Here is a 22,243-nt window from a genome sequence, read left to right as displayed (position 1 = left end):
AAAGCAGGGTAGGGGTCTCATTCAATGTCGCTGTCTGTTGGCTTGGATATCGCCAAGCAGGGTCTCAGGACAACGTCTGAGCAAACGGCGATTCTGACGCGTAACGTTACGCGGGCGGATGACCCTTATGCATCGCGTAAGGTCGCGCACCTTATTACTTCCATTACCGGAGGTGCGCGGCTTGGGACGGTTCAACGGCTTGCCGATGAGGCCCTGCTGGAAAACCTCATGAGGTCGGCTTCCAGTCATGAAGCTCAATTGGCGATCGCCGATGCGCTTGATGCGCTCGATGCTACAGTCGGCGATCCCGAACTCGGAGCGTCTCCTGCCGCTATGATGCAGGAGCTCATGGATAGCCTGCAGGAATATGCGGCGCGGCCACACGATGCGATTGCCGCGCGGGCCGCGTTGGATTCAGCAGTACGTGTCGCCGAGTCCCTGAATAACGCCTCTCAAGAAGTGCGAACTGTGCGTGAGCGTGCGGACGCCGACATAAATAGAAGTGTCGAGAACCTTAATCAGCTGCTCAAGGAATTCGATAAGGTCAATGAGCAGATCATTAAGGGTACGCAAGCTGGACTCGATGTCACCGATCAGCTCGATAAGCGCGATGAGCTGTTGCGCAACATCTCGGGCGAAGTCGAGGTTCGCACGGTTTTGCGTGCCAACAACGACATGGCGATCTTTCTAAGCAATGGCGTTACGCTCTTCGATAAGGGGCCGCGTACTGTTTCCTTCACGCCGACACCAACGCTGCTTGCTGGACAGACCGCCAACCAGGTCTATGTCGATGGCGTGCCGATGACAGGATCGGTTACGGGGCGTATCGCGGGGCTCATGGAGGTGCGCGATACCATCGCGCCGACCTATCAAAGCCAGCTTGATGAGATTGCGCGCGGGCTTGTCGAAGTTTTCGCAGAGAGCGATCAAAGCGCGGTGCCGACGCTGCCGGATCTGCCGGGCTTGTTTACAGCGCCTGGACTTACGGGTGTTCCGGCATCGGGAGTCGTTGTTGATGGTCTCGCGGCATCCATCATGATCAATCCCAACGTGGACCCTGATGCTGGTGGAGATTTGATGCGGTTGCGCGATGGTGGGATTTCCGACCCTCTCAATCCAGCATATGTCTACAACGTGGAGGGAGCGGCCTCTTATTCGGACCGGCTGCATGGTCTTCTGGAGAAATTCGGAGCTGTGCGAAGCTTTGACCTCTCAGCTGAGGCCGGAAATTCCGCAACGTTGATCAACTATGCGTCTGCGTCCGGCGGATGGCTCGGTGAAGCTCGCTCTGCGGCGAAAAGCGAAGCTGATTTGAGGGGCGCAGTGGTGACCCGGTCGGTTGAGGCGTTGTCGAACGCTACCGGCGTCAATGTCGATGAAGAGATGTCGTTGCTGCTCGACCTTGAGCGCTCGTATCAAGCGTCGTCGCGTCTCATTTCGACTATCGACAACATGTTCCTCGCGCTGCTCGAAGCCACAGGATGACGATATGAAAATCAGTCAGGTTTCTACATCACACATTTCGACGAGCTTGCGGGCATCTGTTGCTGAGCTTCAGTCGAAGTACTTGGTCGCGCATAAAGAGTCGCTTACGCTTCGTGCTGCCGATATGGGGTTGCATCTCGGGAACCGGACCAGTGAGGTGTTGTCCCTGCGCGCTCAATTCTCTCAGATCGGGAGTATTAAGCAGGCCAATGACAGTATCGCGATCCGTATGGACACAACGCAGGCCGCATTAACGGCGATTGTTACGGATGCGGAAGATTTCCTCACGCAGCTTATTCCGATGCGCGATCGCACAATTGGGTCCGACGTTGTGCAGGATCAGGCGAAGACGCGGCTCCAGGCTCTGATGGAAATTCTCAATACCGGCCTCGATGGCGCGAATATGTTTGCCGGCATAAACACGCAGAATAAGCCGATTGTTGACTATTACGCCTCACCAACCGCCACCAATAAGGTTGGGATAGACGCGGCGTTCTCTGCTGCCTTCGGCGGGCTTACTCAAGATAACCCTGCGGTTGAAACGATCGATGCTGCAACCTTGCAGACGTTCCTTGATACGGATTTTGCGCAGAAGTTTGAGGAGCCTGCTTGGTCTGCGGAATGGTCGGATGCGTCGGATGCCGTACGCTACGACAAGATTTCGCTTACGGAGCGGATCTCGACTTCGGTTTCCGCGAATGCTGAGCCTATCCGTAAGCTGGTGAAGGCTTACACGATGATTGCAGAGCTGGGCCTCAACAACATGAATGATCAAGCCTACGGCGTGATCATCGACGAGGCGACGCGACTTATCGGTGAGGCGATTCCTGGGATCGCTACGCTTCAGGCCCAGTTGGGCAACTCGCAGGAGCGCTTGGAGTACGCGAATAACAAGATCGACAAGCAGATCGCATTATTGAACGAGCGTGTCGGCGAAATGGAAGGTGTCGACGGCTACGAAGCTCAAGTGCGCGTAAACGAGCTTAAGACGCGCATCGAGACATCCTATGAGCTGACAGTACGTATCCAGAGTCTCAGCCTCGTGAATTACCTCCGATAGAGACGGTCGAACATAGGGACAAAGGCAAGAGAGCGGCGCCATGTATCAATTTTCATACACGGATGTACTTTCAGATTCGTCAGCCAGCGCGCGCGAGTTAGAGGGTAAGGCGCTTGATCATTCGATCGAGCTATTGCGGAAGGCTGCAGAGGTCGGCCCTAATACCAAAGAGGCGACCGAAGCGATCTATTTCTTGCAGCGCTTGTGGACCGTGCTGCTTGAAGATCTTTCCAATCCGGAAAACGGATTGCCTGATGAACTGCGCGCGCAGGTGATTTCAGTTGGTATATGGATCCTCCGAGAAGCCGAAAAGATCCGCCAGGGTGAGGTTGCAAGCTTCGATGGACTAATCGAGGTTTCTGTTGCCATCCGTGAGGGGCTTGAATGACTTCGAGTTTCAAAATCCATCTGCGGCCCAACGAGCGCATTTATATAAATGGCGCCGTGGTGCGGGTGGATCGCCGGGTTTCGCTCGAATTTCTGAATAACGTGACGTTTCTTCTGGAAACGCACGTTATGCAGGAAGCCGATGCAACGACACCAACCCGGCAATTGTATTTTGTAGTTCAGTCGATGATCATTGATCCGGCGACAGCGCCGTTGGCGCAGAAGCTGTTCGTATCGTCGATGCTTGTGTTGCGTAAAACCGTGACAGACGCGGCGATCCTTAACGGATTGGACGAAGTTGAACTTCTCGTGGAGAGTGGACGTTCGTTTGATGCGCTCAAGGCGATCCGTGGCCTCATCTCTCTAGAGGACGAAATTTTGCGGCAGCAGCCTGACGATGGGTTGTTAGAGCGCGAACAGGAAGCGGAGATCGCCTGATGTCTACAGACCCCATATCTGCAATCAGGAACTACGGACAGACTTATGAGTCGTCGTCATCTTCGTCAGCGCGCAACGTGTCTCTTGATTACGATACGTTTCTTCAGCTCCTGATCGCTGAAATGCAAAATCAGGATCCGCTGCAGCCTATGGATTCCAGCGAGTACGTGGCACAGCTCGCTTCCTTCTCTAACGTCGAGCAAACAATTGTGACCAACAACAAGCTCGATGAGCTGTTTGCGGCAACGATGATTTCGCAGGCGGGTAGCATCATCGGCAAGACGATCACTTCCGCTGATGGTGAGGTGACAGGCGTTGTCGAATCTGTTCGCTTCGTTACCGGTGGTGCGATTGCAATTCTCGAAGATGGTCGCGAAGTGGTTATGAGCAACGGCATGATGCTGTCAGAGTCTGGGGCTACGCCTGATTCGGAACCTGAGCCCGAAGCATGAACGAAGCTGATGCACTAGATATTGTGCAATCGGCCATTTGGGCCGTGCTCATGGCTTCGAGCCCGGCCGTCATTGCCGCGATGGTCGTCGGTATCGCCATCGCGCTTTTACAGGCTTTGACGCAGATCCAGGAGATGACGCTTACGTTCATCCCGAAAATTATCGCAATCCTGCTGATATCGCTTGTTTCTGCTCCGTTCGTGGGCAGCATCATTATGTCATTCTCGACATCACTATACGCGCGAATAGAAACGGGATTTTGATGTTGATGGCTCGCCCGAGGGCGGCTTGGCGCAAGGTTTCGCCCTCAAGAATCATGCGAGAGCGAGTGTATGCTCGCATTTGATTCTAAACGGTTGAGACGCAAATCATGGAAAACACGGCGTCCTCGGCGCTGACCGTGCCACGTGAAGGCTTCCGCGACATTGGCTTCGCGGTAGCTATCATCTTCATGTTGACGGTTCTGTTCCTGCCTTTACCACCCATCATGGTGGATTTCGGGCTGGCGCTGTCGATTGCTTTTTCCGTTCTCATTCTCATGGTGGCGTTGTGGATTCAGACGCCCCTACAATTCTCCTCGTTTCCGACGGTGCTGTTGCTCGCAACAATGATGCGGCTCGCGCTTAATATTGCCACAACGCGGCTGATCTTGACGGATGGGTCCAAAGGGTCCGATGCCGCGGGGCATGTGATCGGAGGATTTTCGACCTTTGTAATGGGCGGTGATTTCGTTATCGGGATTATCGTCTTTGTTATCCTGCTGACGGTCAATTTCATCGTTATTACCAAGGGTGCAACGCGTATTGCGGAAGTTGGCGCGCGCTTCACGCTGGATGCTATCCCCGGTAAGCAGATGGCGATTGACGCTGATCTTTCGGCTGGCCTGCTCGATGAAAAGGAAGCTCAGCGGCGACGGCGTGAGCTGGAAGAGGAGAGCTCGTTCTTCGGTTCGATGGACGGTGCCTCGAAGTTCGTACGCGGTGACGCGATCGCGGGGTTGATCATCACTGCCGTTAACATTTTTGGCGGTATGATCATCGGTGTGCTCCGGCACGGGATGTCCGTGGGCGAGGCTGTTGACGTCTTCACGCGCCTGTCGGTGGGTGATGGCTTGGTCACCCAAATCCCTGCACTTATCGTTGCGCTTGCCGCAGGTATGATCGTGTCTAAAGGTGGCACGAAGGGGTCTGCGGAAAAGGCGGTTCTTGGACAGCTCGGTAATCATCCCAGAGCGCTGTTCATGGCCTCCATGCTGATGTTCATCTTTGCGCTGTTGCCGGCGCTACCCTTTGTTCCGTTCGCACTCATTGGTGCGGTCCTGGCTTTCCTCGCGTATTCGATCCCGCAAAAGTGGGCAGAAGAAAAGGCAGCTCAGGAGGCTGACGCCCTCAAAACCGAGATGGCGGCGCAGGAGAAGGCACGCGAGTCGGTCAAGGAATCTCTGAATACTGTCGAGATCGAGCTTTGCTTCGGCCGCCAGCTTTCATCGGGCTTGGCAAGATCTCATTCGGAGCTGGCGCAACGTGTTGCGAAGATGCGGCGCAAGTTTGCGCGGCAGTACGGCTTCGTCGTTCCCGAAATCAAGCTGTCCGACGACCTGCTTATCGAGTCGAAAGCGTATCAGATCAAAATTCACGGTACGGTTATGGCCAACGAGGAACTTCGGCTCGGCGATATGCTGGTGATTGTCGGCGATCGCAAGCCACCTCAGGTTCCTGGCGAACCGGCACGCGAGCCAGCTTTCGGCATGAAAGCAATGTGGGTTCCGCAAACGCTTGCCAAGGACGTTAAGAACGAAGGCTTCGTACCCGTCGACAACCTTTCAGTCCTGTTGACGCACTTAAGTGAAATTCTGCGCAACAATCTGGCTCAGTTATTGTCCTACAAGGATATGCGTTCTTTGCTGGACCGCTTGCCGGCGGAGTATCGCCGCCTTCTTGATGAAATCGCACCGCAGCACATTTCTTATTCGGGAATCCAAGCTGTCTTGAAGTTGCTTCTGGCGGAACGTGTTTCCATCCGAAATCTACATCTCATCCTGGAAGCGATTGCGGAAATCGCACCACACTCCCGGCGGACAGAGCAGATTGTTGAACATGTCCGTGTCCGTATTGGTCAGCAGATTTGTGGCGATCTCTCTGAAAACGGTGTTCTGAGTGTGTTGCGATTGGGCAGCCGCTGGGACCTTGCGTTCCATGAAAGCTTGAAGCGGGATTCGAATGGAGAAGTTGTTCAGTTCGACCTCGATCCGCGGATGATTGAGGAATTCAGCAAGGAAGCTTCGAAGGTCATTCGCGGGTTTATGGATAAGGGCAAGAACTTCGCTCTTGTGACGTCGCCAGATGCCCGCCCTTATGTGAGGCTCATTACAGAACGTCTGTTCGCGAACCTACCGGTTCTATCGCACGTGGAGATTTCGCGCAGCGTTCAAGTTGAGTCGCTTGGTACGATTTCGTGACGGAGCTCGCGAGCGACGCGATTGTGACGGTGCTCGTCATCTTCTGCCGCATCGGTGGATGTTTGATGGTCGTGCCGGGCTTTGCGACGCCGCGCATTCCCATGCAGATCCGGCTGTTTGTCGCTGTTGCGGTGACGTTGGCGCTGTCTCCGGTTCTGATGCCCGTAGTAAAGTCGGCAGGGCCTGACCCGTCCTTGGCGATATTGCTGCCTTTAATGGTGCTTGAAACCATTGTGGGATTGATGATTGGGCTGATGGCGCGTGCATTTTTCGCCGCGTTACAGTTTTTTGCGATGGCCATCGCTTCGTTTGTTGGCGTCGGCGGCATGATGGGCGCGCCGATTGACGACGTGGAGCCCGCCGCGCCGTTGTCTGTATTGATTACGACTACGGCGACCGTGCTCGTGTTTCTCACGGATCGTCATTGGGAGCTGCTGGCTGCGCTCCTCGATTCTTATTCGGCTATTCCTGTGCAGGGCGTCGGCGAGATGCAGGGACGTTTGATCCCTGTTGTCGATGCGCTTTCGCGTTCGTTCTATTTGTGTTTGCAGATTGCAAGTCCATTCCTCGTCTATTCCCTGTTGGTCAACCTGATGTTCGGTATCGCGAACAGGCTTGTGCAGCAGATCCCAGTTTATTTCGTTTCGATGCCCTTCGTTATTGCGGGCGGTCTGGTGCTTTTGTTCTTCACGGTGACGGAACTCTTGAGGATCTTCATGGCGGGGTACGCGAGTTTGCTGGCAGGGGGGTGATGGAATGACGAAGCGGACGGAGAAGGCCCGGCAGATTGTGCAGTTGTGTGATGACCTTTTGCGTGTGGAACGGGGCAAGCTGGCGAAGCTCATACGGCATAAGGACCAGTTACAACATGATAGACAGCGGATCGCAGAACTGATCGACGGCGCCCAGCTTATGAATTCGCGGTTGATGGAAATTGGTGTTAGCCGCCTGTCCTGGATAGATCGGCAACTCCATCGATTGGAACTTCAGATTGATACACAACGAGAGATGGTCAACGATGCTGCGGTGAGAGGGAAAGCTGCGGAGGCATCGTTGCGGTCTGCGCGTGAGCGCGAAGAGCTCGATAAGAGGCGCACGTATGAAATCGAGATGTCCGAAAGTGTCGCCTGGGATTGGTCCGACAAGGCTCCCATAAGTTAGGGGAGCGAGAATACCCTGTGGAATTATAGGGATTCTCATGGGTATCAATCCGTCTACCGACCTGATTGTCGATGTTATGCGCCAAGCGGATCCAGTAAAGGTCCGAGAGGCTGCCGAACGTTTGGCTGAGGTTGGCCGTGCGGTGCGCGTGGAAAGACTAGACGCAAATTTTGCATCGCTTGTGAAAGATGCGATTGGCGAGGGTGAAACGCTGGCCCGATCGGGTGGGGGGGCGCCTCAAGGGCCGGTACAGGTCGTAGACAGTCATCCTGGTGTGCGCATGGCTGAAAAACTGGCACCAGGGCAGCAGCTCGAGTCCTTTGTTCTCACTCAGCTTCTAGAAAATATGATGCCGAAAGATGCGGATTCGCTTTTCGGTTCTGGGACCGCTGGCTCTTATTGGCGGTCGATGCTCGCAGAAAAACTTGCCGCTGAATTGACGATGGCCGGCGGCGTTGGGCTTACCGAACAGTTAGGTTTAAGCGGGATGCGCGATGACCCGAAAATGGCAACGGCGATGCTTGGTGCTGTGCTGAACGGTGGCCGAGCTTCAGCCGCTACAGCGGAAGAGGTGGTTCCCACTCTCGTGCATGGCGGGTCTGCGGCGAGGGCAATCCAAGAAATAATGTCTCCAGTTGAAGGCACTCACAGTGCTGAACCTGAAACGAACGGAGTCTAAATGGTCATGGCGACTCAATCCAAAACGACAGTTGCTGCTGTTGCGGCAGACAAACTGAAAGGGGCTTCCGCACCTATCGTAGCGGTCGTAAGCCGGCTGGCTGATCTCCTCGACGAGGAAACGCAGCAGCTTGAGAAAAATGACGTCAGCAATCTGGGATATTTTATTGACCAGAAGAGCCGGTCGCTGCTCGATCTCAGCCGTGCATTAGCCGCACATGAAAACACTTCAAGCGTGATTGGGCTTGATGACGAACTCACGCGATTGCGCCGCTCTTATGAAAAGAACCGGTCAACGCTCGGTATTCATCTTGCGTCGGTTCAGGAGATAACGGAAATCATTGCAACGGCTATGCAGCAGGCCGAGTCCGACGGCACATATAGCACCCGGATCGCTCGGTAAGGAGCGCACATGATCAAGTTGCTTCTTGCCGGGGTCTGGGTTTGTGCCATCACGTTGGGGGCCAGCTACTTTGCCCATTCCTGGTCTGCACAGCCTGTGCCGACGACATCCGAGGTGACGTATTTCGGGGGGCTGGACTATGTAAAACCGGCTTCAATCAGCGTGCCTATCATCAAGGCCGGTGTCATTGAGGGATACGCAATCGCGCAGTTTGTCTTCACGTCGCCAGCCAATTTGCTTGCCAAAATGACGGTGCCGGCGAAGGTGATATTTGTCGATGAGGCCTTCAAAGCGATTTACGCGAACAGTAATTTCGACTTTTTGAGCAACTCGAAAAGGGACCTCGATGCTTTGACAAAAACCATTGCTCAGAACGTTAACAAGCGTGTGGCGCAAGAGGTTGTCGTTGAGGTCATGGTCGAAAGCCTAAATTTCGTTTCGAAGGAGCAGGTGCGTTGTCAAAGCGCGGGTTGAGGTGTCGGGCTGTGAATGGCCCAGCTTTTCAAAGCGACGTCTTTTTGCTGCGTGACGGCTGCATAACCTTGTTGTCCTATTTGAATCAGTCGGTCAGACCTTGCGGGGGAGAGAAATGACGGAAACTCGGCTAGAGGGACCCTTTAGGCTTACTGTCGATGAGATCGACTCTGCGATTGGTGCCAAAACGGCAGGCACTTTCGCCATAGGTCATGTCGATCATCTCGGCCGTTTTGTTGTTCAACACGTGGGGCGCTCCGATAGCGACCTGCGGGCCCAGCTACGCAACAAGATTGGTGCTGAGCCATACTTCAAGCATCTTTGCTTTGGGACACCCAAAGAGGCGTTCGAAAAAGAATGCGAACTTTTTCATGCGTTTCAGCCGCCCGGAAACTTTCTGCATCCGGAGCGCCCGCCTGGCACGGATTGGAAATGTCCCTGCTGTTTGGTCATGAGTTTCCGGCGCTGACAGTCGCCTCACTGCAGGTGGGTGTGTCAGATTATTGACGGCCGTGAGCTCGTAGGGCGGCGTCCAGCAGCGCGTTGAGCTTTGCCATTTCGGCCGTCGCAGATTGGCGGTGGTCTTCTGAGACGATATCGGGATGAATGTGGCGCGCGAGCTGTCGACGTAACGTCTGCAGTTGCGAACGGGTCATTTGTTTGTGGTTCGCCAACTGGTTCAGAAGTTCGGGAAGATCCGGAATTTGCTGTTGTTGTTCGGGTGTGCCCGGCTCTGTATCTGCTTCGTGAGGTTCCAGGTCTTCGTCAAAATCTGCAAAAACCATTTGCCAGTCGCGGTAAGCTTTGCGGAGGTCGTGGGCCGACAGGTGTGGTTTATGGAGCGAACCGCCGGGTTCATTTTCCTGACGCATCTGCAAGAAGTCGGACTTGTTGGCTTGTTTCGTTGCCGGACGGAATGCGCGCGACAAATCTGTGTCGTTGCGTGATCGCGTGGGTTCGCGATGCGCCAATCCGGCATCAATCATTTGTTCAAAGCGAGACCGATTCATAACAACTGCTCAGAACGGTTTGCGGCCCTGACCGTGTTCGCGGGTCCGCGCACCGGCGGTCTGGGCGGTGGTTTCATATCGACATCCACACTTTGGCGAAGGATTGTTACCCTTCGTTGCCGTTGGCGGCGATCATTCACGTCCTGCGACTATTCTCGTATCTAAATCGTTAATGAATGCTGCACGCCAGCCGATTGGAAATACATCAAAATTTATGAATGCATCGCTCTATACGTACGTGTACGGACCGGTTCTTTGATGTGCAATATGCAATCTATGGTTGTATTTCGGGAAATATATGATTAGATGAGCGGGTCTTGTGATGAATGCGTGAATTTCAATAGATATTTGATGTGTTTGCGAAACCTCAGTGTTCGTCCGAACGAATTTCCGGGTCCTTGTGACGCGGGATGGGCGGCTGAGAATGGGGTTGAATGCAACGAAAAGTTTAGTGTATGGGGCATTCCACTGCGAGACGTGCGGGGCGCTTTGGGATTACTCCGAGCGTAGAATGACACGCTGAAATCGATGCAATAGGCCGACGTCAGTTATTGCTGGCGCTGAACGATTCGGCTCGATTTGTTTTGAGGAGAACCTGAATGAAGATCAGGCGTGACGATCCGCGGTTGCCGGCTACGTCGCGACCGTATGCGGGGCCACTCTATTTGCAGATCGGCGATCTTTTACGCGAGCGAATCCGTTCGCGTGGATGGGTCGAGGGACAAGCCCTTCCCAATGAAGGAGAGCTTGCACGTGAGTACGGCGTTAGCGTCGGGACCATGCGCAAAGCGCTCGAACAAGTCGAAGCTATCGGTTGGATCTGTCGGCGCCAAGGTCGGGGAACTTTTGTAACCAACCCAGAAGCCGCATCGGCTCAACGGCTCAATCCTTTCTTTGATGAAGGGGAGCATGTGATGCCACAAGATATCGCGGTTCAATGCGTATCATCGCGCGGGGCGACAACAGAAGAGGCGAAGCTGCTCATTCTCGATGAGGAAGAAAGTGTCGTTGAGATTGCGGCAGTGCGTAGGTCGGAAGGCGTTTTGGTGATTCACGACAATATTGTCGTCCCGGAGCGGCTTGTTCCTGGGCTTGCCGACGAACTGGCTGTTCGACCTGAAGGGGTCACCACTTATCGCAATGACAATGGATTGGTCGTAACGCGGCTTAAAGAAGCGCTTACCGCCGTCGCACTTCCGGAAGACATGGCCGTTAAGCTGGGTCTACCGATTGGTACACCCGCACTTCTGGCCAAGAGAGTTTCATTCGACGCAGATGGAGGCCCGATCGACGTTTGCGTCCGTTATGCTGTGCCGATGAGGACTGAGTATCGTATCGAGTTGAGCTGAGTGTGCTCACAATGCCGACGTTTCGGCGATTTTTCTAAACGAGAACTTATCTGGCTTTTGGGGGGGCTTCCGGACGCTTGGGGGTCAACGCGTTTGCCAGTTCTTGGAACGCGTCTGAGCTCGCTTGATCATCGGGGGTTTGCTGGAGTGCTTCAAGCACCCTGGGTACCAGTTCGACAGCTTGATCCAATTCCGCGTCTTCGCCTTTGCGATGTCCGGCGATAGCGCGAATTTCGCGCGTTTCTTCAAAGCGCGCGATTAGGCCCCGGAGCTTGGGGATGAGCGTACGTTGTTCGGGTGTCCAGGCTTTCTCGGCCAGTCGAGAGACTGAACTCAGTACATCGACGGCGGGAAAGCGCCCTTGCTGGGCGATGGAGCGTTCGAGAACGATGTGGCCATCGATGGTTCCGCGGATGGAGTCTGCGATCGGATCGTTGTGGTCGTCCCCATCGACGAGAACGGAAAATACGCCCGTGATAGAGCCTGAGCCTTCTTCTCCTGCACCAGCGCGTTCGAGCAGATTGGGAAGTTCGGAGAAGACGCTTGGCGTGTAGCCGCGTGCGATGGGAGGTTCACCTGACGCCAGGCCGACGTCACGTGCAGCGTGGGCGAAACGTGTTATTGAATCTACAATTAAAAGTACGTTGTCGCCGGCATCCCGAAAGTATTCGGCGATAGTCATTGCCGTTTTGGGAGCTAGGCGCCGTTTCATCGAGCTTTCGTCGCTAGTCGAGACGACGGCAACGGTATTCTGCCGGTTTTTTGCGACTGCTGTTTCCAAGAATTCGCGCACTTCGCGGCCACGTTCTCCGACCAATGCGACAACGACTGTGTCGAATTCCGTAGATCGGGCGAGCATTGTCAGAAGAGATGATTTTCCAACACCTGAGCCCGAGAAAATTCCGATGCGTTGGCCGGCGCAGAGCGGTGTGAACAGATCAATCACACGGATTCCGGTTTTTAACGGCGAATCAATGCGTTGACGGTGGAGTGGACGGGGAGGCGCACGGTCCAATGGGATGCTGCGCGGTCCTTGCTCCAGAGTGGGACCGTTGTCGATGGCACATCCGAGGGCATCGACAACACGACCTTTCCAGGAGGGGGCCGGGCGTATCGTCAATGGCCCGCGTTTCCACGCAGCGTCACCTATTCGGGTCGAAATTTTTTGCTGGAGAGATTTTACGCTTGCTGATCGCGCGTCGACACGCACGATCTCGCCGATCTCCTCACCATATGGCGCATCGATTTCAACGCAGTCGCCGATCTTCAGAAAGCGTGACATCCCTTCGACGCGAAAATGAGTCGGCATCACTTCGGAGATGATGCCGCCGATCCGATAGGGAGCTTGGCTGTCCATGGTGTCAGACAGTGCGTCAGCAAGACGTTGCAGGACGTTCGGTTGAGCGCTGGACGGCGAGGTGTCGTGCGTCATTTCAATCGGAGCTGTCTGTGATGTTTGAATGCCTTCTGAGACCATTTATTCGGACTATCGGCTTGGCTCGCCTAAGGTGTCGATGGCTTTCCGGAAGGTCGCGTCGGTTTGATCTACTGAGTTTTGCAATGACTCGAAGGCGCGGGAGACGGCGATCAGTTGCGTAATCTCGACGACGGGATTCACGTTGGAGCGTTCAAGATAACCCTGTCGAACGCCAACGGAATTAAAGTCGAGCGCGGGTTCAACAGGTCCCTCGACGGTGACGCCGCTATTGTCGTAGCGATTGAGCTTGGTGTCTGGAGGGATCGTGAACAGGCCAATCGCACCAAGCTGGACGCCGTTCTGCGTTATCATTCCATCATGTGCGATTTTGGGAGCGCCGCCTGCGGGATCCAGCTGAATGGGCGCGCCACCTACATCGAGAATGGGATAGCCTGATACGGTTTGCAGGTCGCCGGCTTCGGTCATTGTGAGGCGACCATCGCGCGTATATGCCATGCCTCCCGGTACTTGGAATGCCATCCAGGCATTACCGTCAATTGCGACATCCAGAGCGTTGTCCGTGCGTTCGACCGCTCCGGGACGACGGGAGATGTAGTTATCTCCTGTTGAGGCAAAGTCCGTACCGGTACTGACCTTTGAAAGCAGCGCTTCAAATTTGATTTCTTCAGCGCGAAAGCCGGGCGTCGAAGAGTTGGCCACATTGTGAGCAAGTGTTTCCAGCCGCCGTTGCAAGGCGAGCTGGCCGGACAACGCTACGTAAAGCCCTGCCTCCATAGGTTAGAATCCTCCGAGTTTGAGATTTTGCAGACTAGCGAGCAGATCAGAGCTGAAACTGGCTTGAAGAGGCTGCCCGATCAGCACGTTTGGTACGGGCGCAGATTGTGTCGGGTTTTCGAGTTCCCAAAGCATGGTGAAGCGCCGAACTAGCTTGTCGAGCTTTTCAGGATCCTGCAGGTCGGCAAGATCGAGCCGCTTTTCGATCATGGCCGCTTGCTTGTCGATATCCTGCGAGGATGCGCTGGCCGGAATTCCCAATGCGACCTGTACGAATTTTGTAAGGGCCTTATCCGCGAGAATGGTATAGGCGCTGGTAATCGACGGCGCTTTGCGTTCGAAGTATAGCGCCAGCCGGACGCCTTGGTTTTCTTCCCCGGCGCTGACCTCTAGCGTCTCGCGTATGTAGCGGTCGACAGTGCCTTGCTGTGTCAGCGAGTATGTGGTGGCGTCCTCGCCCCGTTCTCTGAAGTTGAAGGCATTGGCAAAAGTCGCCAAGCTCTTTTGATCGAGGGCTTCAAGTTGCTCGATGATACCTCCAACACTGTCGAGACCATCTTCCAGAATCTTACGGATAAAGTCCGTGTCATCGGCGAAGTCTTCGAGGAAGAAGGCTTTCAGTGCGTAGTTGAAGACCTCGGTGTTTTCCATGAACTCGCCGATGGACTTGATGTCGGCAATCGTGGACAAATAGTAGTCCGTATCGGCTTCCTGTTTGCTGCCCATCGTGAGCATGTATTTGTCGACGGTGCCCTGTTGGGTTGCCGAAAACGAAGTGGTTGCCTCTCCGTTGCTCTCGAAATTGAAAACTGCGGCGAACTTTCTGAAACGCGAGTCAGCGAGCTGGTTTGCGAACGCGTTCGGGTTGTGGATACCCTCGGTAAGCACCGTGCGCATGAAATCTGCGTCCTCGATCATATCTTCGAGGCCGAAAGCTTTCATGGCGTAGCTGTAGACGCGGGTATTGCCGATAAACTCATCGATGGTCGTGATGGATTGGATACTGGCGAGATAATAGTTGGACTCCATCGAGTCCTCTTCCAACATCTGGCGTGTGTAGTAATCGGTTGTGGTTTCCTGCGCGACGATTTGTGTCGCAGCAGCGCCAAGCTTCTGGAAGTTGAAGGCCTCGGCAAAGGCTCTATAGCGCTTGTCGACCAGCTTGTTTGAGAAGGCGTCCGGATTGTCGATGCCCTCCGTGAGGACCTTGCGCATGAAAGCCTTGGCGTAGCTCATTTCCTCGAGCCCGAACGCCTTCATGGCATAGTTGAAAACGCGCGTGTCATCGACGAATTCGTCTACGGTGGAGATCTCGGAAATGCGTGACAGATAATATTCTGTTTCACGAGCTATGACCGGATCTGAGGCCGTCATTTTCAGGGTCCTATCGAGGTCCTGTGTCAGACGTTGATATTCCGCCATAGTTGTCAGCATCACGAAATCCTTAACCCCGTTTCCAGGCCGATCAGTCTTAGAGGTGGCAGATCACGCTTTCCTGGACCTGATGCCGTTGCGGCTACCGGATCGTGATGAGCGTTGATCCAAGAAGTGAAATCTTGCCCCGCAAGGTAATTACCCTCTGCAAGAATTATGGGACGCTTACTGATTTTCAGTAAAACCTTTGTCTCAAACCCGTCCATTCGGAATTTATTAACGAATCACTTTGCAGCGTTAGGTGGAAATCCGGCAAAAAGCTTCGCGCAAGCAACGACATTTACTCATAGTTCTCGCGCTGCATAAGGGGGACACTGTCGTTGACAATCGTCATTGGTTTGATCGTTACGCTAGGGTGCATCCTAGGTGGCTTCATGGCCATGGGAGGCCATGTCGCGGTCATCTGGCAGCCATGGGAATATGTTATCATCTGCGGTTCGGCGTTGGGGACGTTCATCGTCGCTAACCCTATGAAAACGATCAAAGATGCGGGTAAGGGCCTCATGGAAGCCTTCGCCAACGCATCACCCAAGCAGCGCGATTATCTGGACGTTCTGAGTGTATTGTTCTCGCTTATGCGCGAGCTGCGCAGCAAATCGCGCACGGAAGTCGAGGCACATATCGACAATCCTGGCGAGTCGAGAATATTCCAAGCGTTTCCCAAACTCCTGGCTAATACAGAAGTCGTGACGTTTATTTGCGATTATTTTCGCCTCATCATTATGGGAAATGCGCGGACGCATGAAATTGAAGCGTTGATGGACGAAGAAATTCAGACGCTGCGGGCCGACAAACTTAAAGCGTATTATTCTCTTGTTACGCTGTCGGAGGCGTTGCCGGCCTTGGGAATCGTCGCCGCCGTGTTGGGGGTCATCAAGGCGATGGGAGCCTTGGACCAGTCAACGGAAGTTCTCGGTCACCTGATCGGTGCGGCTCTCGTTGGTACGTTTGCCGGCATCTTCTTCTCTTATGCCATCGTTTCTCCGATAGCGACGCAGATGAAGACCGTGCGTGATAAAAAACTCCGACTGTATGTTGTTATCAAGCAGACCTTGCTCGCGTTTATGAATGGCGCCATTCCGCAGGTGGCTATCGAACATGGACGTAAAACTATTTCGTCTAGCGATCGTCCTACGATCGATGAGGTCGAGCAGGAGACGATGGCGGCGGGTGTGACGGTTACCGCGGAAGCGGCCTAGCCGTCATCGAGGTTACTGGATTAATGGAGTTGGCGCGGGTGCTGCGCGATTCGTGGCCTTCGCAGCCGGGCCAAAGTGAGAGGATGAGATGACCAACGAGACCGCTTCTGAGACTGAAGCTACGATCGAGGAATTTGCCACCGAGTTGGTTGAAACCGGTGAAGAGATCGCGCGCTCGTTTCAGGGCGTGGCGGGGGCGAAGGCACAGGAAAACCCTTTGACGGCCGGGCGTAATCTCGATGTCGTTATGCGCATTCCGGTATCGGTGAGGATCGTGCTCGGCTCTACGAAAATGCCGATATCCAATTTGGTCAAGCTGGGGCGTGGTTCTATCATTCCGCTCGATCGCAAGGTCGGTGAGGCGGTCGATATAATGGTCAACGACCGAGTTGTGGCGCGTGGCGAAGTGGTCTTGATCGATGATAAAGAATCGCGTTTTGGGGTGTCTTTGACAGAAGTTGTTGGGTGGGACGCTGTCGACGTCTCCAAGTAATTTGTTGCGATATTTTTATGCCTTTGAGGCCCGCAGTTTTTCTTGGCGGGATTTTTCTCGTGCGAGCGAGCTCGCTGTATGAGCTAGTTGCCGAGGGTGTTGTTCGCTTGATGCTCACGTCACGAGTGTGAGCCGCTCTTGTCTCCAACTGAATCTAAGCTGGGTTTCTGATTTGGTCGAAAAGCCAGACAAAGAGAGTAAAACCGAGCAGCCGACCCCGAAGAAAATCAGGGATGCTCTTGACGAGGGAAATGTTCCGAACTCGAGAGAGTTCGGCACCCTTGCTTCTCTTACTGGTGTGGTCGTTGTGGCGGCCTTCGTACTGAACGATGGCGCTGCGTCCATGACAGCCGGCCTCAAGAACTTCATTGATGATCCCGGAGGGTGGAGGCTTGAGAATGCGGCGGATGCAACCCGATTGTTTCAATTTATTGGGATTAATGTGGCGGGGCTTCTTATTCCCGCAGCCTTGATACTCGTCAGTTTCGGGCTAGCGGCATCCTGCGTGCAGAGCGTGCCAAGACTTGTTCCGAAGCGGATCAAGCCAGATCCCTCCCGTCTCTCTATCTTGAAGGGCTTTACACGGATTTTTGGCCCGCAGGGCCGCGTGGAGTTCCTGAAAGCAACACTAAAGCTCTTGGGAATCAGTATCGGAGGCAGTCTTCTTCTGCTGTCGATGCAGAGCCAGGTCGTGCAGACGATGCTGTCAGACCCTCGCGGTTTGCCTGCTGTCTTACTATCGGCGTCACTTTGGCTTTTTGGTGGGGCGATGCTCGCCATGGCGGTGCTGGCGGCCGCGGATTTGTTCTGGTCACGCCATTTCTGGCACACTGAACTGAAGATGACCCGTCAGGAAGTTAAAGACGAAATGAAACAGTCGGAAGGTGATCCGATTGTTCGGTCGCGCTTGCGGTCTCTTGCGCGTGACCGCTCGCGCCGTCGCATGATTGCTGCGGTTCCGAAGGCGACGCTCGTCATTGCCAACCCGACTCACTACGCGGTTGCTTTGCGCTATGTGCGCGAAGAGGGGCCTGCGCCTCTTGTGGTGGCGAAAGGCGCAGATCTTGTTGCGCTGAAAATTCGCGAGGTCGCAGAATTAAATGAAATACCTGTGGTTGAAGACAAGGCTCTGGCAAGGGCGCTGTACGATAGTGTCCAGGTAGATCAGCTTATTCCGCCAGCGTTCTATAAGGCGGTGGCTGAAATCGTGCTTCATCTGATGAAGCGTTGATCAGCTTCATCGACGTTTGTGCAAGGGCGCTCATGATGTTTCGGCAAAGTATATCCATTAAATGCGAATACGAGCGTATTCTTGGTGAAAGCCTTGCGGAGGTCGCGAGCGAATTGCGTCTCGTCGAAGTCTCGGATTTCATTGCCTACATTCGCAACGGCCATATGGGTAACTTAGAGAGCATCGTCGATTCCTCGACAGAGCTGTTTTTTCGGCGCGGAACGATTCGATTGGGTTCAACATCCGATGTCGTTTTGGATTGGGGAGTTCCGCCCATTGTGAAGCTCGGAATGGAGTTTCACAATCATGATGTCTCGGTTTATTTTCATATGATATTGGAGGCCGATAAGGCGGGTCTCGGCATTGATTACATGAATGTGTATGATAAAGCCGGAAGTAGCATTTACGAAGAGGTCGAAGATAAGCTGCGATCAGCTTTGGCCTTTGCGAAGCTGCAGCCTGTCGCGCATCGCAGCATATTCAACTAGCATTTATTGAGCTTCCTTTCTTTTCCTGATGCCGCATTTATTTTTTTGAGCTCTTCTTAAAGAGCTGAACTTCTGCGTTTCAGGCGCTGCAAATGTAATCTAAGTGTGCCTGAGGCGCATCGAATAGACTTGATTTATATATTCTTTTGTTTCTCAAGCACGCTCCCATCAAGCCTCGGACAAGTTTGATCCGTTAGACGAAAAGGAGGTTGATAGGGACGAGGGGGCTATGGGGCCTGTACATCTATTCGAGCTTATCTCTCAGCGCAGTGAATGGCTTTCACTTAGGCAGTCGCTTGTTGCTGGTAATGTCGCGAACGCCAACACGCCGGGGTTTAAGTCGAAGGACGTGATTCCGTTTGAGGCGGTGCTAAATCGCGCGAATCTCGAGCAGACGATGACGCAGCAGGGCCATGTCAAAATCGGCATGGGCAATGTGGCCGATACGGAGGGCACCAAGAAGACGGACAGCATGGTGCTTCACTCCGGCAACAGTGTCAGCCTGGAAGGGGAGCTGCTGAAGGCGGGTGAAGCTTCTCGTGACCACCGGCTCGCGAGCACCGTCATGAAGTCATTCCATCGCATGCTTTTGTCGACGACGAGAGGGTAATTCCGTGGACGCACTGGCCGCAACTCTGAAGATCGCGTCGTCGGGCCTCACGGCCCAGTCGTCGCGTTTGCGCGTTGTTTCGCAGAACTTGGCGAACACGCAGTCAACGGGGAACACGGCAGGGGCCGACCCTTATCAGCGCAAGTTGATCAACTTTACGAGCCATCTCGACCGATCAGCGGGCGTGGATGTCGTTCAGGTCGACAAGGTAACGCGCGATGACGCGCCGTACCGCCTAGTCCATGAGCCTGGCCATCCGGCTGCTGACGAGAACGGCTACGTGAAGTATCCCAACGTCAATGTCCTGGTTGAGATGGCGGATCTGCGGGAGGCCAACCGCACGTATGAAGCCAACCTCCAGGTCATGAAGCAGGCCAATTCGATGATTGCCACAACGCTTGATCTGTTGAGGAGCAACTAATGTTTGAAGCTATTACGCCGACAGCTCCTGTATCTGCCGTATCGGGCAGCGAAGCTGCGACGATTGCGAGTCCTTCAGGAACTTCCGGTGTCAATGCGAGCGTGCTGGCTAAGGCTGGGAGCGCTGTTGTCGCAACGGGCGCCGAACAGGATTTTACGGCAGTGCTCGATAAGCTCATGACCGATGCGGTTGACACTCTGAAGACGGCCGAAGCGACGTCGTTGAAGGGCGTGAAGGGCGAAGCGTCAGTGCAAGAAGTCGTCGAGGCGGTGATGGCTGCGGAGCAGACATTGCAGGGCGGGATCGCGATCCGTGACAAGGTCGTGTCCGCCTATCTCGAAATCAGCCGCATGTCCATCTAAGGAACCGCACCTATGAGAGCTCTTGCGATTGCAGCGACCGGCATGGGGGCCCAGCAGCTCAATGTCGAAGTTATCGCCAACAATATCGCCAATATCAACACTACGGGCTTCAAGCGGGCCCGCGCCGAGTTTACCGACCTTCTCTATCAGGCTGAGCGGGCTGCCGGTGCTCCAGCGCGTGGCGGTGAAAATATTGTGCCGGAGGGCGCGCAGGTTGGCCTTGGCGTACGTACCGCAGCGATCCGAAATCTGCATATGCAGGGCGCTCTGGCCCATACGAACAATCGTCTCGACCTTGCATTGAATGGACATGGCTGGTTCCAGATCAACGGACCGGACAACGAGATCCTCTATACGCGCGCCGGCGCCTTCAACAAAAACGGTGACGGGCAGATCGTGACGATCGACGGCTACCTGGTGCAGCCGGAGATGACCGTTCCGGAGAATACCAGCGATATCATCGTGAACGCCGACGGCACAGTGTATGCGAAGATCGATGGCCAGGATGATCTGCAAGAGCTGGGACAGCTGACGCTTGCGAACTTCGTCAACGAAGTCGGGTTGGAACCGCTGGGCGGCAACCTGTATCGCGAGACTCCGGCGTCTGGCGCGCCGGTGGTCGGGATGCCAGGGGATGACGGGTTCGCCACTGTGCGGCAGGGCTACTTGGAAAGCTCCAACGTCGATCCGGTGAAAGAGATTACGGAGCTTATTTCCGCGCAGCGTTCTTATGAAATGAATTCCAAGGTGATTCAGGCTGCTGACGAAATGTTGGCGACGGTGGCCAAGGGTATACGCTGAACTTGAAAGGGTTGGCCAATGGGCAGGTTTTTGCTTGCGGCCATTTTATTGGCTTCATTCATGCTCGCGCTTCCGGTGGGGCCGTCTTCGGCCGCCGGCGGCGATGACGGAGTTTATCCCGTACCTCGCAAAACCCTCTACCCGGGTGATGTTATTACAAATGCGTCGCTTGAGCGGCGCAAATTCCGTTTTCGGAAGGGCGTCGTTATTCCTTACGTGCAGTCGGCCGACCAGTTGGTCGGGATGGTGGCGCGTCGCACCCTATTGCCGGGGCGTCCTATCGTTAAGAGTTCATTGCGTGAGCCTGAGCTCATTCAGCGTGGACAGACTGCAAGCATCGTCTTCCAATCCGGATCTCTGACGATCTCTGGATTTGCCAAGGCCCTGGAGCCGGGTGCCGTCGGCGACATCATAGCGCTCAGAAATGTCGACAGTGGGTCGATCGTTCGCGGGCAGATCCGCGCTGACGGCAGCGTTGTGCTAGGAGCAAACTAATGCGTTGCCTGTTGGCTGCCGTATTGTTCGTCCTGATGACTGCAAGCGCCATTGCTGATGGCGCTGTTGTGCATAGCGGGAGCCATGGGGTTCGCGTCAAGGATATCGTTTCCATACAGGGCGTACGGTCGAACCAACTTGTAGGCTACGGATTGGTCATCGGTCTTATGGGATCGGGTGACAGCTTGCGCAACTCGCCGTTCACGCAGCAATCCATCGCTGCGATGATGGAGCGTATGGGCGTAAATATCCGTAACGGTGACGCCCGAACGAAGAACGTTGCGGCTGTCATTGTTACGGCGGATCTTCCCGCCTTCTCCGGACATGGTTCGCGCATCGACGTCACGGTTTCGTCGTTAGGCGATGCGACGTCGCTTGCCGGTGGTTCGTTGATCCGTACGCCACTTTATGGTGCTGACAACCAGATCTATGCCGTTGCGCAGGGTTCGCTCGCTGTCGCCGGCTTTGATTCTCGGGGGCAGAATGAGTCGGTTACAAGGGGCGTGCCGACAACTGGCCGCATCGCCAACGGCGCGATCGTAGAACGCGAAGGGCCCGGACGATTTGTAGATCAGGAGGAGCTTCGCCTGGAGCTTAGAAACCCCGACTTCACCACGGCCGTGCGCGTAGCGGAGGCCATCAATGAATTTGGGAGCGAGCGCTTCGGAAAAATGGGAGTACGTATGGCTCTCGCGGAAGATCTGCGCATGGTGCGTGTATTTCGCCCACCGAATGTCCCATTAGCGATGTTCACCGCCATGATTGGTGAATTGTGGGTTCAGCCGGACTCGCCTGCGCGTGTCGTTATCGATGAGCGAACCGGTACGATTGTGATCGGTAGTGAGGTGCGCATTTCTACCGTGGCTGTGACGCACGGAAGTATCACCGTCCGGGTTACGGAGACGCCGGTTATCTCCCAACCGCTACCGTTCTCCGATGGCCGGACCGTTGTTGAATCGGACACGGAAGTGGATGTCATTGAGGAGCCCGGCAATTTCTCGATCGTAAACGGCAGCGATCTGCACACGTTGGTCAACGGATTGAACCGGATGGGGCTTAAGCCCCCAGGGATTATTGCCATTATTCAAGCTATGAAATCCGCGGGGGCGCTGCATGCTGAACTTATCGTTCAATAAATTTTC

General features: G+C 54.6%; 28 protein-coding genes. 24 read left to right on the top strand and 4 right to left on the bottom strand.

Annotated elements, in window-relative coordinates:
• Positions 1 to 24: 24 nt before the first annotated feature.
• From flgK to BLS30_RS18135, 13 genes are all read left to right on the top strand, one after another.
• Positions 25 to 1,485, top strand: a complete 1,461-nt coding sequence (flgK, locus tag BLS30_RS10025) for a flagellar hook-associated protein FlgK (protein WP_090228421.1) — start codon at positions 25 to 27, stop codon at positions 1,483 to 1,485.
• A 4-nt stretch (positions 1,486 to 1,489) separates the two neighbouring features.
• Positions 1,490 to 2,545 (top strand): flagellar hook-associated family protein, encoded by a 1,056-nt coding sequence (locus BLS30_RS10020; RefSeq protein ID WP_170832447.1) that lies wholly within the window; start codon positions 1,490 to 1,492, stop codon positions 2,543 to 2,545.
• A 40-nt stretch (positions 2,546 to 2,585) separates the two neighbouring features.
• Entirely contained in the window at positions 2,586 to 2,933 is a 348-nt protein-coding gene (gene flaF, locus BLS30_RS10015) for a flagellar biosynthesis regulator FlaF (RefSeq protein WP_046479301.1), read from the top strand.
• Positions 2,930 to 3,370, top strand: a complete 441-nt coding sequence (gene flbT, locus BLS30_RS10010; RefSeq protein ID WP_046479302.1) for a flagellar biosynthesis repressor FlbT — start codon at positions 2,930 to 2,932, stop codon at positions 3,368 to 3,370. The genes flaF and flbT overlap by 4 nt, the downstream gene beginning before the upstream one ends.
• Complete coding sequence (flgD, locus tag BLS30_RS10005; protein WP_046479303.1) at positions 3,370 to 3,822, top strand: flagellar hook assembly protein FlgD; 453 nt, start codon at positions 3,370 to 3,372, stop codon at positions 3,820 to 3,822. Before flbT ends, flgD begins: the two co-directional genes overlap by 1 nt.
• Positions 3,819 to 4,085: a flagellar biosynthesis protein FliQ gene (gene fliQ / locus BLS30_RS10000; protein ID WP_046479304.1), complete on the top strand. Its 267-nt coding sequence runs from the start codon at positions 3,819 to 3,821 to the stop codon at positions 4,083 to 4,085. The genes flgD and fliQ overlap by 4 nt, the downstream gene beginning before the upstream one ends.
• A 107-nt stretch (positions 4,086 to 4,192) precedes the next feature.
• Positions 4,193 to 6,280 (top strand): flagellar biosynthesis protein FlhA, encoded by a 2,088-nt coding sequence (gene flhA, locus BLS30_RS09995; protein WP_046479305.1) that lies wholly within the window; start codon positions 4,193 to 4,195, stop codon positions 6,278 to 6,280.
• On the top strand, positions 6,277 to 7,032 hold the full coding sequence (locus BLS30_RS09990; protein WP_046479306.1) for a flagellar biosynthetic protein FliR: 756 nt from the start codon (positions 6,277 to 6,279) through the stop codon (positions 7,030 to 7,032). The genes flhA and BLS30_RS09990 overlap by 4 nt, the downstream gene beginning before the upstream one ends.
• 4 nt (positions 7,033 to 7,036) lie before the next feature.
• Entirely contained in the window at positions 7,037 to 7,441 is a 405-nt protein-coding gene (locus BLS30_RS09985) for a hypothetical protein (RefSeq protein ID WP_046479307.1), read from the top strand.
• A 37-nt stretch (positions 7,442 to 7,478) separates the two neighbouring features.
• Complete coding sequence (locus BLS30_RS09980; protein WP_090228415.1) at positions 7,479 to 8,120, top strand: rod-binding protein; 642 nt, start codon at positions 7,479 to 7,481, stop codon at positions 8,118 to 8,120.
• A gap of 6 nt (positions 8,121 to 8,126) precedes the next feature.
• On the top strand, positions 8,127 to 8,522 hold the full coding sequence (locus tag BLS30_RS09975; RefSeq protein WP_139165327.1) for a hypothetical protein: 396 nt from the start codon (positions 8,127 to 8,129) through the stop codon (positions 8,520 to 8,522).
• A gap of 9 nt (positions 8,523 to 8,531) precedes the next feature.
• On the top strand, positions 8,532 to 8,996 hold the full coding sequence (locus tag BLS30_RS09970) for a hypothetical protein (RefSeq protein ID WP_046479309.1): 465 nt from the start codon (positions 8,532 to 8,534) through the stop codon (positions 8,994 to 8,996).
• Between the two features lie 115 nt (positions 8,997 to 9,111).
• The gene (locus BLS30_RS18135) at positions 9,112 to 9,465 is read left to right on the top strand and encodes a hypothetical protein (protein ID WP_046479310.1); all 354 of its coding nucleotides are present in this window, start codon (positions 9,112 to 9,114) and stop codon (positions 9,463 to 9,465) included.
• A 31-nt stretch (positions 9,466 to 9,496) separates the two neighbouring features.
• On the opposite strand, the gene BLS30_RS09960 is transcribed toward BLS30_RS18135, so the two are convergent.
• Complete coding sequence (locus tag BLS30_RS09960; protein WP_046479311.1) at positions 9,497 to 10,006, bottom strand: hypothetical protein; 510 nt, start codon at positions 10,004 to 10,006, stop codon at positions 9,497 to 9,499.
• Positions 10,007 to 10,605: 599 nt separating this feature from the next.
• Here BLS30_RS09960 and BLS30_RS09955 point away from each other — a divergent pair.
• Entirely contained in the window at positions 10,606 to 11,355 is a 750-nt protein-coding gene (locus tag BLS30_RS09955; RefSeq protein ID WP_052744027.1) for a GntR family transcriptional regulator, read from the top strand.
• Positions 11,356 to 11,401: 46 nt separating this feature from the next.
• On the opposite strand, the gene fliI is transcribed toward BLS30_RS09955, so the two are convergent.
• From fliI to BLS30_RS09940, 3 genes are read right to left on the bottom strand one after another with little or no spacing between them, the layout of a single operon-like run.
• A complete protein-coding gene (gene fliI / locus BLS30_RS09950) occupies positions 11,402 to 12,787 on the bottom strand; it encodes a flagellar protein export ATPase FliI (RefSeq protein WP_090228614.1) in 1,386 nt (461 codons plus the stop codon).
• A 54-nt stretch (positions 12,788 to 12,841) separates the two neighbouring features.
• Positions 12,842 to 13,567, bottom strand: coding sequence for a flagellar basal-body rod protein FlgF (flgF, locus tag BLS30_RS09945; protein WP_046479312.1), 726 nt, complete (start codon positions 13,565 to 13,567; stop codon positions 12,842 to 12,844).
• A 3-nt stretch (positions 13,568 to 13,570) separates the two neighbouring features.
• Entirely contained in the window at positions 13,571 to 15,001 is a 1,431-nt protein-coding gene (locus BLS30_RS09940) for a DUF1217 domain-containing protein (protein ID WP_090228412.1), read from the bottom strand.
• Positions 15,002 to 15,321: 320 nt separating this feature from the next.
• On the opposite strand from BLS30_RS09940, the gene motA reads away from it, so the two are divergent.
• The 10 genes from motA (at position 15,322) to BLS30_RS09890 (ending at position 22,237) form a co-directional block, all read left to right on the top strand.
• The gene (gene motA / locus BLS30_RS09935) at positions 15,322 to 16,200 is read left to right on the top strand and encodes a flagellar motor stator protein MotA (RefSeq protein ID WP_046479314.1); all 879 of its coding nucleotides are present in this window, start codon (positions 15,322 to 15,324) and stop codon (positions 16,198 to 16,200) included.
• An 88-nt stretch (positions 16,201 to 16,288) separates the two neighbouring features.
• Entirely contained in the window at positions 16,289 to 16,693 is a 405-nt protein-coding gene (gene fliN / locus BLS30_RS09930) for a flagellar motor switch protein FliN (RefSeq protein WP_082101185.1), read from the top strand.
• Positions 16,694 to 16,865: 172 nt separating this feature from the next.
• On the top strand, positions 16,866 to 17,924 hold the full coding sequence (locus BLS30_RS09925; protein ID WP_046480722.1) for an EscU/YscU/HrcU family type III secretion system export apparatus switch protein: 1,059 nt from the start codon (positions 16,866 to 16,868) through the stop codon (positions 17,922 to 17,924).
• Between the two features lie 32 nt (positions 17,925 to 17,956).
• Positions 17,957 to 18,412: a hypothetical protein gene (locus tag BLS30_RS09920; protein ID WP_139165326.1), complete on the top strand. Its 456-nt coding sequence runs from the start codon at positions 17,957 to 17,959 to the stop codon at positions 18,410 to 18,412.
• A gap of 229 nt (positions 18,413 to 18,641) precedes the next feature.
• Entirely contained in the window at positions 18,642 to 19,022 is a 381-nt protein-coding gene (gene flgB / locus BLS30_RS09915; RefSeq protein WP_090228406.1) for a flagellar basal body rod protein FlgB, read from the top strand.
• A gap of 4 nt (positions 19,023 to 19,026) precedes the next feature.
• Positions 19,027 to 19,443 (top strand): flagellar basal body rod protein FlgC, encoded by a 417-nt coding sequence (gene flgC / locus BLS30_RS09910; protein WP_046479316.1) that lies wholly within the window; start codon positions 19,027 to 19,029, stop codon positions 19,441 to 19,443.
• Positions 19,443 to 19,805: a flagellar hook-basal body complex protein FliE gene (gene fliE, locus BLS30_RS09905; RefSeq protein WP_090228403.1), complete on the top strand. Its 363-nt coding sequence runs from the start codon at positions 19,443 to 19,445 to the stop codon at positions 19,803 to 19,805. The genes flgC and fliE overlap by 1 nt, the downstream gene beginning before the upstream one ends.
• 12 nt (positions 19,806 to 19,817) lie before the next feature.
• Positions 19,818 to 20,606 (top strand): flagellar basal-body rod protein FlgG, encoded by a 789-nt coding sequence (gene flgG, locus BLS30_RS09900; protein ID WP_046479318.1) that lies wholly within the window; start codon positions 19,818 to 19,820, stop codon positions 20,604 to 20,606.
• An 18-nt stretch (positions 20,607 to 20,624) separates the two neighbouring features.
• A complete protein-coding gene (gene flgA / locus BLS30_RS09895; protein ID WP_090228401.1) occupies positions 20,625 to 21,101 on the top strand; it encodes a flagellar basal body P-ring formation chaperone FlgA in 477 nt (158 codons plus the stop codon).
• Positions 21,102 to 21,136: 35 nt separating this feature from the next.
• Complete coding sequence (locus tag BLS30_RS09890; protein ID WP_244465081.1) at positions 21,137 to 22,237, top strand: flagellar basal body P-ring protein FlgI; 1,101 nt, start codon at positions 21,137 to 21,139, stop codon at positions 22,235 to 22,237.
• Positions 22,238 to 22,243: the final 6 nt, after the last annotated feature.

This window comes from Filomicrobium insigne (assembly GCF_900104305.1).
In the GTDB taxonomy this organism is placed as follows: Bacteria; Pseudomonadota; Alphaproteobacteria; order Rhizobiales; family Hyphomicrobiaceae; genus Filomicrobium; species Filomicrobium insigne.
This window is presented reverse-complemented; position numbering and strand designations above follow the sequence as displayed.

Bases quoted from the DNA above. Each gene is read 5' to 3' on its own strand.
- flgK (WP_090228421.1), top strand. From the start codon at position 25: ATGTCGCTGTCTGTTGGCTTGGATATCGCCAAGCAGGGTCTCAGGACA.
- BLS30_RS10020 (WP_170832447.1), top strand. From the start codon at position 1,490: ATGAAAATCAGTCAGGTTTCTACATCACACATTTCGACGAGCTTGCGG.
- flaF (WP_046479301.1), top strand. From the start codon at position 2,586: ATGTATCAATTTTCATACACGGATGTACTTTCAGATTCGTCAGCCAGC.
- flbT (WP_046479302.1), top strand. From the start codon at position 2,930: ATGACTTCGAGTTTCAAAATCCATCTGCGGCCCAACGAGCGCATTTAT.
- flgD (WP_046479303.1), top strand. From the start codon at position 3,370: ATGTCTACAGACCCCATATCTGCAATCAGGAACTACGGACAGACTTAT.
- fliQ (WP_046479304.1), top strand. From the start codon at position 3,819: ATGAACGAAGCTGATGCACTAGATATTGTGCAATCGGCCATTTGGGCC.
- flhA (WP_046479305.1), top strand. From the start codon at position 4,193: ATGGAAAACACGGCGTCCTCGGCGCTGACCGTGCCACGTGAAGGCTTC.
- BLS30_RS09985 (WP_046479307.1), top strand. From the start codon at position 7,037: ATGACGAAGCGGACGGAGAAGGCCCGGCAGATTGTGCAGTTGTGTGAT.
- BLS30_RS09980 (WP_090228415.1), top strand. From the start codon at position 7,479: ATGGGTATCAATCCGTCTACCGACCTGATTGTCGATGTTATGCGCCAA.
- BLS30_RS09975 (WP_139165327.1), top strand. From the start codon at position 8,127: ATGGCGACTCAATCCAAAACGACAGTTGCTGCTGTTGCGGCAGACAAA.
- BLS30_RS09970 (WP_046479309.1), top strand. From the start codon at position 8,532: ATGATCAAGTTGCTTCTTGCCGGGGTCTGGGTTTGTGCCATCACGTTG.
- BLS30_RS18135 (WP_046479310.1), top strand. From the start codon at position 9,112: ATGACGGAAACTCGGCTAGAGGGACCCTTTAGGCTTACTGTCGATGAG.
- BLS30_RS09960 (WP_046479311.1), bottom strand. From the start codon at position 10,006: ATGAATCGGTCTCGCTTTGAACAAATGATTGATGCCGGATTGGCGCAT.
- BLS30_RS09955 (WP_052744027.1), top strand. From the start codon at position 10,606: ATGAAGATCAGGCGTGACGATCCGCGGTTGCCGGCTACGTCGCGACCG.
- fliI (WP_090228614.1), bottom strand. From the start codon at position 12,787: ATGACGCACGACACCTCGCCGTCCAGCGCTCAACCGAACGTCCTGCAA.
- flgF (WP_046479312.1), bottom strand. From the start codon at position 13,567: ATGGAGGCAGGGCTTTACGTAGCGTTGTCCGGCCAGCTCGCCTTGCAA.
- BLS30_RS09940 (WP_090228412.1), bottom strand. From the start codon at position 15,001: ATGCTGACAACTATGGCGGAATATCAACGTCTGACACAGGACCTCGAT.
- fliN (WP_082101185.1), top strand. From the start codon at position 16,289: ATGACCAACGAGACCGCTTCTGAGACTGAAGCTACGATCGAGGAATTT.
- BLS30_RS09920 (WP_139165326.1), top strand. From the start codon at position 17,957: ATGATGTTTCGGCAAAGTATATCCATTAAATGCGAATACGAGCGTATT.
- flgB (WP_090228406.1), top strand. From the start codon at position 18,642: ATGGGGCCTGTACATCTATTCGAGCTTATCTCTCAGCGCAGTGAATGG.
- fliE (WP_090228403.1), top strand. From the start codon at position 19,443: ATGTTTGAAGCTATTACGCCGACAGCTCCTGTATCTGCCGTATCGGGC.
- flgG (WP_046479318.1), top strand. From the start codon at position 19,818: ATGAGAGCTCTTGCGATTGCAGCGACCGGCATGGGGGCCCAGCAGCTC.
- flgA (WP_090228401.1), top strand. From the start codon at position 20,625: ATGGGCAGGTTTTTGCTTGCGGCCATTTTATTGGCTTCATTCATGCTC.
- BLS30_RS09890 (WP_244465081.1), top strand. From the start codon at position 21,137: ATGACTGCAAGCGCCATTGCTGATGGCGCTGTTGTGCATAGCGGGAGC.